At 72.6% G+C, this 11,389-nt stretch carries 15 protein-coding genes; 3 read left to right on the top strand and 12 right to left on the bottom strand.

The window, feature by feature from the left end; all coding sequences use genetic code 11:
* The first annotated feature begins 12 nt into the window (after nucleotides 1-12).
* Nucleotides 13-252 carry a hypothetical protein gene (locus tag OG774_RS13640; RefSeq protein ID WP_328310954.1) on the top strand — a complete coding sequence of 80 codons (240 nt, stop codon included), beginning with the start codon at nucleotides 13-15 and terminating at the stop codon, nucleotides 250-252.
* 46 nt (nucleotides 253-298) lie between these two features.
* Here the strand turns inward: OG774_RS13640 and OG774_RS13645 are convergent, their stop codons facing one another.
* The 12 genes from OG774_RS13645 to OG774_RS13700 all read right to left on the bottom strand — a co-directional run bounded on the left by OG774_RS13645 (nucleotide 299) and on the right by OG774_RS13700 (nucleotide 8,505).
* Nucleotides 299-766: a BLUF domain-containing protein gene (locus tag OG774_RS13645; protein WP_328310246.1), complete on the bottom strand. Its 468-nt coding sequence runs from the start codon at nucleotides 764-766 to the stop codon at nucleotides 299-301.
* Between the two features lie 97 nt (nucleotides 767-863).
* A complete protein-coding gene (locus OG774_RS13650) occupies nucleotides 864-1,229 on the bottom strand; it encodes a hypothetical protein (RefSeq protein WP_328310247.1) in 366 nt (121 codons plus the stop codon).
* 81 nt (nucleotides 1,230-1,310) lie between these two features.
* A complete protein-coding gene (locus OG774_RS13655; RefSeq protein WP_328310248.1) occupies nucleotides 1,311-2,633 on the bottom strand; it encodes an FMN-binding glutamate synthase family protein in 1,323 nt (440 codons plus the stop codon).
* A 46-nt stretch (nucleotides 2,634-2,679) separates the two neighbouring features.
* Entirely contained in the window at nucleotides 2,680-3,387 is a 708-nt protein-coding gene (locus OG774_RS13660; RefSeq protein ID WP_328310250.1) for a glutamate synthase, read from the bottom strand.
* Nucleotides 3,375-4,268: a glutamine amidotransferase gene (locus OG774_RS13665; RefSeq protein WP_328310252.1), complete on the bottom strand. Its 894-nt coding sequence runs from the start codon at nucleotides 4,266-4,268 to the stop codon at nucleotides 3,375-3,377. Before OG774_RS13665 ends, OG774_RS13660 begins: the two co-directional genes overlap by 13 nt.
* Nucleotides 4,269-4,296: 28 nt before the next feature.
* A complete protein-coding gene (locus OG774_RS13670; protein WP_274192881.1) occupies nucleotides 4,297-4,560 on the bottom strand; it encodes a hypothetical protein in 264 nt (87 codons plus the stop codon).
* Nucleotides 4,557-5,234, bottom strand: coding sequence for a hypothetical protein (locus OG774_RS13675; protein ID WP_328310256.1), 678 nt, complete (start codon nucleotides 5,232-5,234; stop codon nucleotides 4,557-4,559). The genes OG774_RS13670 and OG774_RS13675 overlap by 4 nt, the downstream gene beginning before the upstream one ends.
* A gap of 16 nt (nucleotides 5,235-5,250) precedes the next feature.
* Nucleotides 5,251-6,702: an APC family permease gene (locus OG774_RS13680; RefSeq protein WP_328310258.1), complete on the bottom strand. Its 1,452-nt coding sequence runs from the start codon at nucleotides 6,700-6,702 to the stop codon at nucleotides 5,251-5,253.
* On the bottom strand, nucleotides 6,699-6,881 hold the full coding sequence (locus tag OG774_RS13685) for a hypothetical protein (protein WP_328310260.1): 183 nt from the start codon (nucleotides 6,879-6,881) through the stop codon (nucleotides 6,699-6,701). Before OG774_RS13685 ends, OG774_RS13680 begins: the two co-directional genes overlap by 4 nt.
* Entirely contained in the window at nucleotides 6,878-7,321 is a 444-nt protein-coding gene (locus OG774_RS13690; RefSeq protein WP_328310262.1) for a hypothetical protein, read from the bottom strand. Before OG774_RS13690 ends, OG774_RS13685 begins: the two co-directional genes overlap by 4 nt.
* Nucleotides 7,318-7,617: a hypothetical protein gene (locus OG774_RS13695; RefSeq protein WP_328310264.1), complete on the bottom strand. Its 300-nt coding sequence runs from the start codon at nucleotides 7,615-7,617 to the stop codon at nucleotides 7,318-7,320. Before OG774_RS13695 ends, OG774_RS13690 begins: the two co-directional genes overlap by 4 nt.
* A gap of 168 nt (nucleotides 7,618-7,785) precedes the next feature.
* Nucleotides 7,786-8,505, bottom strand: coding sequence for a FadR/GntR family transcriptional regulator (locus tag OG774_RS13700; RefSeq protein ID WP_328310266.1), 720 nt, complete (start codon nucleotides 8,503-8,505; stop codon nucleotides 7,786-7,788).
* A 134-nt stretch (nucleotides 8,506-8,639) separates the two neighbouring features.
* Between OG774_RS13700 and glnT the strand changes: the two genes are divergently transcribed.
* Both glnT and OG774_RS13710 read left to right on the top strand, forming a co-directional pair.
* Complete coding sequence (gene glnT / locus OG774_RS13705) at nucleotides 8,640-10,004, top strand: type III glutamate--ammonia ligase (protein ID WP_328310268.1); 1,365 nt, start codon at nucleotides 8,640-8,642, stop codon at nucleotides 10,002-10,004.
* A gap of 61 nt (nucleotides 10,005-10,065) precedes the next feature.
* Entirely contained in the window at nucleotides 10,066-11,364 is a 1,299-nt protein-coding gene (locus tag OG774_RS13710; protein ID WP_328310270.1) for a sarcosine oxidase subunit beta family protein, read from the top strand.
* Nucleotides 11,365-11,389: the final 25 nt, after the last annotated feature.

Below are 11,389 nucleotides of genomic sequence, written 5' to 3' on the forward strand. Positions count from 1 at the left end.
TACTCCCCCGAGCTGTTCGACACCCGCACCCGCTCGCTGGGCACCGGCATCTCCTACGGCATCGGACGGCTCTCCAACGCGGCGGGCCCACTGATCATCGCCGCGCTCTACACCGGCAGCGGGTACGCGAGCGTCTTCGTCTTCATCGCCGCGATGTGGATCGTCGGAGCGATCGCCGTCGCCCTCTTCGGCCCCCGGACCCGCCAGCAACGGGTGACGCCGACGGCGTCCCCCACGCCGGCCGCGACCTGACGGGAGCCGGCCGGGCTCGGGCCGGCCGGGCTCGGGCCGGCCGGGCTCAGGCCGGCTGGGCGCCGCTGCGGGCGGCCTCCCGCATGTCGCCCAGGACGGCCTCCTGGTCCGGCGTCGTCGGGCGCGGGGCGGCCGGGGAGATACCGCCCTTGTCCCGGTTCATCAGCAGGGGGATGTCGGGCTCGTCGCCGTCGCCCACCCGCGCCATCGACCAGCGGCCGAACACCCGCTCGGCGGCGGGGTCCTCGCTGATGATCGCGACGCGCTCGTGGCGGGCGTCGCGGTGGATGCGGTCGTAGAGATCGCGCACCACGGTCTCGTCGCCCTCGAGGGTCTGCACGAAGTACTCGTCCCACACGAGCAGCGCGCCGGTCACGCCAAGGCGCTTGTTGTTCGACCGGGCGATGCTGAAGATCTCACCCAGCTCGGCCTTGCGGACGTCGGACGCGAGCCGCATGTGGCTGCGGTAGATCAGCCGGAAGACGGTCTCGGACGCAGCGGGGGTGTCCACCATGGCTTCGGGCTCCTGGTCACGTCGGGGCGGGACGGGCCCGGTGGGCCACGACGGCGACGCTAGCTGATCGTGACCCGGAGCACACCGGTCCGGGTGGTCAGCGCCCGTCGAGCACCGCGATCGGCGCGGTGGGCTGGTGGGTCGCGTAGCGCCGGGGGCGACCGTCGGGCGGGGGTGGCGCCGACGTCGGCACGCCGCGGGTGTCGGCGGAGGCGAGGATCTCGGCCCCGAACGCCCACCCGGTCCGGCGCGCGGTGCGCGCGGCCTCGGCGAGGTCCTCGAGCGGTCGTCCGCTCACGCCCTCGACCGCCCGCCTCGGCCCGGGCCCCGCGGCACCCAGCTCGGGCCGCGCCTCGGGCACGACCGGCGTCCGGGTCTCCGCGCGGTGGGAGCCGTGGGCCTCCTGGACCACGGGCGGTACGTCGTGGCGCCGGGTCGACCGGCCCTTCCGGTGGTGCCCCATCGCCGACGCTCCTCGAGGTGAGCCGTGCCGTGACGCCGTGCCGTCACCACCGAGAACGAGCGACCCGCCGAAAGGCGACGATCACAGGCCGTGCCCCGGGATCCACGACGTGCCCGCTAGCGGTACCCGGGCCATGGCGGCCGCCTCGATGGTCAGCGCGACGAGGTCCTCGGGCTCGAGGTGGCGCACGTGCCCCTTCCCGCAGGCGCGGGCGAGCGTCTGGGCCTCCATGGTCAGCACCCGCAGGTAGTTCGCCACGCGGCGCCCGCCCTCGACGGGGTCGAGCCGCGCGGACAGCTCGGGGTCCTGTGTGGTGATGCCCGCCGGGTCGCGCCCGTCCTGGAAGTCGTCGTAGTACCCGGCCCCCGACCCGAGCGCCTCGTACTCCTCGGCGTACTGCGGGTCGTTATCGCCGAGCGCGATGAGCGCGGCGGTGCCGATCGCGACGGCGTCGGCGCCCAGGGCCATCGCCTTGGCGACGTCGGCGCCGGTGCGGATGCCGCCCGAGACGATGAGCTGCACCTTGCGGTGCACGCCGAGCTCCTGCAGCGCCAGCGCGGCCTGCGGGATCGCGGCGAGGATCGGGATGCCGACGTGCTCGATGAACACCTCCTGGGTGGCGGCCGTGCCGCCCTGCATCCCGTCCACCACCACGACGTCGGCGCCCGCGGCCACGGCGAGCTTCACGTCGTAGTACGTGCGCGTCGCGCCGACCTTGACGTAGATCGGCTTCTCCCAGTCGGTGATCTCCCGCAGCTCGCCGATCTTGATGGCGAGGTCGTCGGGACCCGTCCAGTCGGGGTGCCGGCACGCCGAGCGCTGGTCGATGCCGGGCGGCAGCGTCCGCATCTCGGCGACGCGGTCGGAGATCTTCTGCCCGAGCAGCATCCCGCCGCCGCCGGGCTTCGCGCCCTGACCGAGCACGACCTCGATCGCGTCCGCGGCCCGCAGGTGGTCGGGGTTCATCCCGTACCGGCTCGGCAGCAGCTGGTAGACGAGCGTCTTGGACTCGCCGCGCTCCTCGTCGGTCATGCCGCCGTCGCCGGTCGTCGTCGACGTGCCGACCTCGCTGGCCCCGCGCCCGAGGGCCTCCTTGGCCTGGGCCGAGAGCGCGCCGAAGCTCATGCCGGCGATCGTGACGGGGATGTCGAGGTGCAGGGGCCGCGTGGCGTGGCGGTCGCCGAGCACGACGTCGGTGTCGCAGCGCTCGCGGTAGCCCTCGAGCGGGTAGCGCGACATCGAGGCCCCGAGCACCAGCAGGTCGTCGAAGTGCGGCACGGCGCGCTTGGCGCCCCAGCCGCGGATGTCGTAGACGCCCGTGCGGGCGGCGTGCTGGATCGCGGCGATCGTGGCGCGGTCGAACGTGGCCGACTCGCGCAGCCCCCGCTTGGCGGGATCCTTCATCGGGTCGAGCTCCGCTCCGCGTCAGCCGCCGTCAGTAGCCCCGCCATCAGTAGCTCCCGTGGTCGCCGGTGAAATGGTAGAGCCCGCGGGCCGAGCCGAAGCGCCGGAACTCCTCGGGCCGGTGGTCCAGGCCGGCGGCGTCGAGGAGCTCGGTGAGCTCCGCGACGTGCTCGTCGCGCAGCGGCTTCTCGACGCAGTCGGCGCCGAGGGTCCCGACGGAACCGCGGACGTAGAGGCGAGCCTCGTAGATCGAGTCGCCCAGCCCGTCGCCCGCGTCGCCGCAGACGACGAGCCGCCCGGCCTGCGCCATGAACGCGCTCATCGGGCCGACGGATCCGCCGACGACGATGTCGATGCCCTTCATCGAGATCCCGCAGCGCATCGACGCCGAGCCCTCGATCACGAGCAGGCCACCGCGCCCGGTGGCCCCGGCCGACTGCGAGGCGTCGCCGCGCACCCGCACGGAGCCCGACATCATGTTCTCCGCGACGCCGTTGCCCGCCGAGCCGTCGACGACCACCCGGCCGAGCTTGTTCATCCCCGCGCAGAAGTAGCCGGCGTGCCCGCGCACCGCGACGTCGATCTCGTCGTGGATGCCGGCGCCGAGGGAGTGCGCACCCTGCGGGTGGAGCACCTCGTAGGAGGTCGCGGTCGGGGCGTGGAGCTCGGCGTTGAGCGCGCGGACCGTCGTCTCGTGCAGGTCGAACACGACGGGGGACCGCGCATCCGCCTCGGCCCGGCTCAGCGCTGCCATGCGTAGACCTTGCCGGGATCGGGCTCGAAGACGCGGGCCTCGTCGATCCCGGGGAGGTCCGCGAGGGCGCGGAACTCCGACGCCATGGCCACCCAGCGGGGGTGCTCGGCGATCACGGCCGGCTTGCACGCGATCTCGTCGCGCACCACGGCGAAGCCGTCGGCGGTGGTGACGAGCAGCGTGTAGAAGCCGTCGAAGGTCTCCCCGAGCCGCAGCAGGGCCTTCTCGAGGTCGTCGCCCTCGGCGAGGCAGGCCGCGACGAAGCGGGCGCCGACCTCGGAGTCGTTCTCCGAGTCGAACGCGACGCCCTGGCGCTCGAGCTCGCGGCGGATGGTGGCGTGGTTGGAGAACGAGCCGTTGTGCACGAGGCACTGGTCGGCGCCGACCGAGTACGGGTGGCAGCCCTCGGGGTTGATCGCCGACTCGGTGGCCATGCGGGTGTGGGCGACGCCCTGCCAGCCGCTGACGTCGCGGAGCGCGTAGGTGCGGGCGAGGTCCTGCGGGTGCCCGGCACCCTTGTAGACCACGAGGTCGTTGCCGCTGCCCACCACGAGCGCCTCGGGCGCCGCGGCGGCGACGGCGGCCGTGAGCGCCTCGACCCCGACAGGGGCGCTGAGCACCGTGGTGTCCCCCGCCACCCGCACCGTCACGGTCGGCGTGCCCGGCAGGAGGGCGCCGGCCGACGCCGCGAGGTCGCCGGGCGCCCGCAGCACGGACACCGCGGAGTGGCCCTCCGGGTTGCGCTCCCCGTCGCCGTAGACGGCGATGCCCACCGAGTCGGGGCCGCGCTCGGAGACCCCGCAGAGCATGTCGTCGAGGAGGCGACCGAGCATCGGCGCCAGCTCGGGGTCGCGGAGGTGGAGACCGATGATTCCGCACATGGGACTCGGGCCTTCCTGCGATCGGGGACTACTGCTGCGAAATTACGTTGCTTCGTACGAAACGTCGAGTGGCCCAGGTGTAGGCGTCCAGCAGGCTGATCGCGTACACGAACAGCCCGCCGGCCAGGCGCCCGACCAGCGAGATCTCCGGTGTCGTGAGCTGCCAGGTGATCGCGCCCAGGAGCACCGTGTAGAAGGCGAACATGAGCCCCCGCACGGGCATCCGGAGGAGCACGTGGCCCATCCCGGGGAGCACGACGGCGACGGCAAGCACCAGCCAGGAGCGGGTCACGACAGGACCTCCCCGGCCGACACGCGGTCACCGGTCGCATCCAGCACCGCCACCGCCCGCAGCACCGCGTCCGGGTCGACGCGCGGGTGGTCGAACACCGCGCGCCGCGCGCTCCGGTAGCTCGCCTGGTCGCCCTCGGCGACCCGCAGGACCACCCGGAGCCCACCCCGGCCCACGCCGAGCTCCTTGGTCGCGGGGTGCCCGCAGAGCTCCGTCGCGGGCGCGAGCAGGCCGGCCAGCACAGCGTCCGAGGGCGCCCGGTCGGCCGACGCGCACGCGACGCGCACCGGGCGGGGCAGCCCGGGCGGCGGCGCCAGCTCGTGGGCGAACCCCGCGCTCGGCGAGAAGAACTCGGTGCCCAGCGGGCGCAGCAGGACGTTCACCGTGCCCTCGACCTCCAGGGCGCGGTGCACGACGAGCTCCACCCAGAGGACGGGCAGCTTGCGCAGCGTCACCGCGTCGACGATCGGCCGCAGGGTCACGGGGTGGCCGCCGAGACGCCCGGTGAGCACCGGGTAACCACCGCCCTCGCGAGTGAGGCGCGCGTCCTGCACCAGCGGCACCACGCGCTCGAAGAGCCGCGCGCGGTCCGCGGCGTCGGCACGCTGCGACCGTCGGTGCAGGACCGAGAGGACCACGACCGCCACGACGATCACCACCAGGGCGCCGGTCATCGCGCCGTCACCCCCATCAGTACCCCTCGGGACGCGGCAGGTCGGCGGTGAACTGCGCCCCCCGTCGCACGAACTTGTAGCGCCGGAGCACGAACCAGATCGACGCCAGCAGGTAGAAGGCCAGGATCGAGAGCAGCGCGGCGCCGTAGCCCAGGAACGTCGCGAAGAAGACGACGGCCGAGAGCGCGAGCAGGGCGATCGCCGGTGCCGGGTGCAGGGGCAGCGTGTAGGCCCGGGTGATCTTGCCGAGCGGCCACAGCCGCCGGAACCGGATGAAGCTCGGGCCCATGAAGCTGTACATGAGCAGCCCCGAGAGGATGGAGAACGTGATCACCGTCGACAGCAGCGTCGGCTCGGAGAGCAGCACCGGCAGCAGCGCGAAGGCGATCGCCACCGGGACGAGGAACACGATCGCCCGGAACGGCGTGTGGTACTTCGGGTGCACCGCCCCGAACCACTCCGGCAGGTAGCGGTCGCGGCCCATCGAGAACCACGCCCGCGAGGCGTCGTTGATGCACCCGTTGGCCGAGGCGAGCGTGGCGCACAGCGTTCCCAGCAGGAGCAGCACGACCAGGACGTCCTGACCCGAGACGAGCGCGGCGTCGAACAGCGGCGTGATCGCGGTGCCCAGGTAGTGCCACGGCAGCGTCCCGGCGCAGACGAACCACGTCAGGGACGCCGCGATGATCAGCGTCATGATCCCGGCGAGGCTGCCCAGCGGCACCGAGCGCGGCGCCGATCGGCACTCCTCCGCGGCCTGCGCGGTGCCCTCGATGCCGAGGTAGAACCACATGCCGAACTGGAAGGCCGCGATCACCCCGATCCACCCGTAGGGCAGGGCGTTCGTCGCGTCCCCCGCGAGGCCGGCCAGGTCGAGCTCGCCCGACGGCGACCACGCCCGCAGGCCGACGAACAGCACGAGGATCGTCGCGAACGCGAACCCGGTGATGACGAGGTTGAGCGTCAGCGAGGCGAACACCCCGCGGTAGTTCAGGAACGCCAGGGCGAGGATCGCGAGCACCGCGAAGGGGTAGGGCGAGAGCTCCTGCTCGCTGCCCATGAGCCCGGACAGGGTGCTCAGCAGGTCGGACAGGACGTTGGCGTTGGCCGCCTCGAGCATGGTGTACGCGAGCGTCAGGTAGAGCCCGACGTTGAACGCCATCAACGGCCCGACGGTGTGCTTGGCCTGCGCGTACTGCCCGCCGGCGGCCGGGATCGCCGAGGTGACCTCGGAATTGATCATGACGATGCACGTGTAGAGCAGCCCGACGACCCAGCAGGCGACCAGGGCGCCGTACATGCCGCCCTTCTCCACCGCGAAGTTCCAGCCCATGAACTCGCCGACGAGCACGATCCCGACCCCGAGGGCCCAGATGTGCATCGGGGCGAGCACCTTGCGCAGGGCGGGCCGCTCCTGGGCGGCGGCGGTCGACGGCGCGGCGACGGGGGCGTCCTCGGTGGCGCTCATGCCGACCTCACCCCCGAGCCCTCGACGGTGCCCGGCGGCTCCTCGAGCGGGTCCGGCGCGTTCACCAGGGTCGCCTCGTCGTGGTGACGGCCCACCTTGAGGACGTCGAGGACCAGCCAGCCCGCGATGAGCGCGCTGAGCACCCACGCGATCAGTTCCACCACGGCCACGGTGCTCATGACTGCCTCCCGGAGTCGCCGTCGACGTCGCTGGGCCCGAACTTCTCCTCCACGACCTCGCGGTACTCGCGGAACGACACGCGGTAGACGAAGCCGAGGTAGAGGGCGAGCAGCACCGCCGTCCCGAGCAGGGCCAGGACGTCGATCTCGTACTTGTCGGTGCCGGCCTGGTTCGCCTCGACGCCCGCCGAGATCGTCTCCAGGTCGGCGACACCGGTGTCGATCATCTTCTGGTACTGCACGCGCTCGCCCGGCGTGATGGGGAGCTCGGCCAGCGGACGCACGGCGCCGCCGCCGGTGTCCTCGGACTCGATCAGGTAGGTCGTCCCGAACAGGGTCACGAAGATCAGCGCGAGGACGACGAACGCGTCCAGGAGCTGGCCCCGGACCGACTGCTTCGGCGGCTCGTAGGCCGCCCGCCGTCCGGCGTCCGCGGTCACGAGACGCTCCCGTGCTTCGCGGCCCGCTGGGCGTCGAGGTTCTCGATGTCGGGCCGGTAGACCTGGTCCCTGGCCGCCCGGTAGCGCCGGATCAGCGCCGCGGCCGAGGCGGTGTTCAGGCCGCCGAGCGCCACCATCGCGACGCCGAGGACCACGAGCAGCGTGGTCCCCGGCACCGTGGGCGCCGCGGCGAGGAAGACGAACACCAGCACCACCCACATGGCGACGGTGCTGCCGATCGCGAGGAGCCGGTCGCGGCGCAACAGCCCCGCGATGCGGTCGTCGAGTGAGCTCATGACCGTGCCTCCGATCGCGCCGTGGCCGCCGTGGGCACGGGTCGATGACGGGGTCCGTTGCCGGACCGGCGCGAGCGGCCCCGCATTGGTCTCATCTGCAGACCAAGAACGAGCTGACAATAAGAGACCCACGCCACACCGTGTCAACCCCATGTGAGGTCACGACCGTCAGGCGGTGGGCCACTCCGCGTCGTCGGCGGCGCCGAACACGATGAACCGCAGTTGGCGGCGGGCCCGCTCGAGGTGCGCTCGCATGGCCTCGGCGGCCTCGCCCTCGTGGCCCGCCGCGACGGCCTCGTAGATCGCCTGGTGGTCGCGCAGGGTCTCCTCGACCGGTTCCCGGAACGGCAGGAGGTCGCGGGGGCTGAAGAGCTCGCCGCGCGCGGTCTCGACGGCCTCCTCGAGCCGCTCGTTGCCGGCGGCGCGGGCCAGCGCGACGTGGAAGCGGGAGTCGGCCTGCCGGAAGGCCGTGCGCCCGATGACCCCGCTCAGCGCCGCGATCGCGTCGCGGATCGGCACGAGGCCGGCCTCGGTGTGCCGACGGGCGGCGAGCGTGGCGGTCTCGGTCTCGAGCGCGATGCGGAAGTCGAGGATGTCGTCCATCTCGCCGACCTGCTCGCGCATCCGGGCCCGCCAGGCCTCGGCCGGGCGCCGCAGCTCGGTGACGTACGTGCCGCCGGTGGAGCCCCGCCGGACCTCGACGTAGCCGTCCTCGCGCAGCTGCCGGATCGCCTCCCGCAGGCTGATGCGCGCGACGCCCAGCTGCTCGGCGAGATCCCGCTCCGCGGGCAGGCGCTCCCCCGGGCTCACGTCGCCGCGGTGGATGCGCATCCGGAGGTGGTCGGCCACGGCCTGGGCCAGCGTCGTGGAGGTGACCTGCCTGGCCATGGCCGGAGGCTACCGCGTTCCGGTCACGGTGCGTGTCCGAGCAGACGGGTTGTGCGCGGGCGACCGTGACGGGGTTGACACCTTTCGTCGCGGGCGTGAATGGTTCTAAGTCCACACCTTCCCGGGGAGGCGGCATGGACTCTGCTGACGACAGGGCACGCAGCGACCTGCGGGAACGCGCCGAGGCGGACGGCATCGAGTTCTTCCTGGCGATGTTCGTGGACCTGCACGGGAAGCCGTGCGCGAAGGCCATCCCGTTCTCGTCGTTCGACCTGCTCATGGACGGCGGGGCCGGGTTCGCCGGCTACGCCGCGGGCGACCTCGGGCAGTCGCCTGCCGACCCGGACGTGCTCGTCGTCCCGGACCCGGCGTCCTACACGCCCCTGCCGTGGAAGCCGGGCGTCGCGGTGCTGCACTGCGATCCGCACGTCGAGGGCAAGCCCTGGCCCTACGCCCCGCGCGTGATCCTGCGCCGTCAGCTCGCGGAGCTCGCGGAGAAGCGCGGCTGGGTGCTCAAGACCGGTACCGAGCTGGAGTACAGCCTGCTGCGCCGCCGTGAGGACGGGACGCTGGAGGTCGCCGACCCGCTCGACACCGCCGCGAAGCCCTGTTACGAGGTCAAGGGCCTGACGCGGATGTGGGACCACCTGTCCACCGTGTCGCGGAACCTCAACACCCTCGGCTGGGGCAACTACGCGAACGACCACGAGGACGGCACCGGCCAGTTCGAGAACAACTGGCACTACTCGGATGCGCTCACCACGGCCGACCGCACCATCTTCTTCCGGTACATGATCCACATGCTGGCGCACGACGCGGGCATGGTCGCCACGTTCATGCCGAAGCCGTTCAGCACCGTCACCGGCAACGGGCTCCACATCCACCAGAGCCTGTGGTCCCAGGACGGCACGCCGCTGTTCGACGACGAGTCCGACGCGCTGGGCCTCTCGCCCCTCGCCCGCCACTACCTGGGCGGGCTGCTCGAGCACGGCCGGGCCGTCGCCGGGATCATCTGCCCGACGGTCAACTCCTACAAGCGCATCGGCGTCGGCGCCCCGACCTCCGGCTCGACCTGGGCCCCGGCGTACGTGGCCTACGGCGGCAACAACCGCTCGGTGATGCTGCGCGTCCCCGAGGGCGGGCGCATCGAGCACCGGGGCGTCGACGGCTCCGCCAACCCGTACCTCGCCGCCACCGCCCTGCTCGCGGCCGGCCTCGACGGCATCGACCGCGAGATCGACCCGGGCGCCTGCACCGACGACAACCTCTTCGCCCTGCACTCCGACGAGGTGCGCGCCCGCGGCATCAAGCACCTCCCGAAGACGCTGGACCGCGCGGTCGAGGAGCTCGTGGAGGACGACGTCCTGCGCGCCGCGCTGGGCAAGACCCCGGGCGGCGACTTCATCGACTACTTCGCCGCGGTCAAGCAGCAGGAGTTCGACGAGTACCACGCCTCCGTGTCGGACTGGGAGGTCCGGCGGTACCTCACGCAGGCCTGAGACCGGTCCGCGACGTCCCGGCCCGCGACTCCCCGGCCCGCAACTCTCGGAAGGACCCCGGGTGACCAGCACGAACGGCAACGGCCACCGCAACGGCAACGGCAACGGGCGCGTGCGGGGCTACTCGGCGTGGAGCCTCCTGCGCCACGGGCTCTCGCGCTCCGAGTGGCCGCGCGCCTGGCACGACCGGGAGCTGCGCCCCGGCTACGACGCCGTGATCATCGGCGGCGGGGTGCACGGCCTGGCCACCGCGTACTACCTCGCGAAGAACCACGGCATGACGAACGTCGCGGTGCTGGACAGGTCCTACATCGGCGGCGGCGGGTCGGGCCGCAACACCTCGATCCTGCGCTCGAACTACCTCACGCCCGAGGGCGTGCGCTTCTACGACCGCTCGGTGAAGCTCTACGAGCACCTGGCCGCGGACCTGAACTTCAACGTCATGTTCTCCCAGCGCGGGCACCTCACGCTCGCGCACAACGACGCGTCGATGCGCACGATGGCCTGGCGCGCAGAGGTCAACAAGCTCCAGGGCGTCGAGTCCGAGGTGATCGGGCCGGACGAGGTGAAGGGGCTCGTGCCCTACCTCGACACCTCCGCCGAGACCCGCTATCCGATCCTCGGCGCGCTATACCACCCGCCGGGCGGCGTGGTCCGCCACGACGCCGTCGTGTGGGGCTACGCCCGCGCCGCCGACGCGCACGGCGTGCACATCCACCAGAAGACCGAGGTCACCGGGATCGACGTCGAGCGCGGGCGCGTCACCGGCGTGCAGACCACCCGCGGGCGGATCGCGACGCCGGTGGTCCTCAACGCCACCGCGGGCTGGTCCAGCCTCATCTCGGACATGGCCGGGGTGGCCATGCCGGTGCAGACGTTCCCGCTGCAGGCCGCGGTCACCGAGCCCGTCCGCCCGTTCCTCGACACCGTCGTCGTCTCCGGGACGCTGCACGTCTACGTCAGCCAGACCGACCGCGGCGAGCTGGTGTTCGGCGCGAGCGTCGACCCCTTCGCGTCGTACTCGATGCGCGGCTCGCTGGAGTTCACCGAGGGCATCGCCGGGCACGTCCTTGAGCTCATGCCGGCGCTGGCGAAGATGCGCCTGCTGCGCCAGTGGGCCGGGCTCTGCGACATGACACCGGACTACTCGCCGATCATGGGCCCGACACCGGTCGAGGGCTTCTACGTCGACGTCGGGTGGGGCACCTACGGCTTCAAGGCCGGCCCGGTCTCCGGGGAGGCCATGGCGGCGTGCCTCGCCGAGGGCAAACCGCCGGAGATCATCTCGGCCTTCGGGCTGGACCGCTTCCTCTCCGGGCGGCTCGTCGGGGAGAAGGGGGCGGCCGCGGTGGGCCACTAGTCGCCGGCGCCCCTCGTCCTCCGCC

This window comes from Actinomycetospora sp. NBC_00405 (genome assembly GCF_036044095.1).
GTDB lineage: Bacteria > Actinomycetota > Actinomycetes > Mycobacteriales > Pseudonocardiaceae > Actinomycetospora > Actinomycetospora callitridis.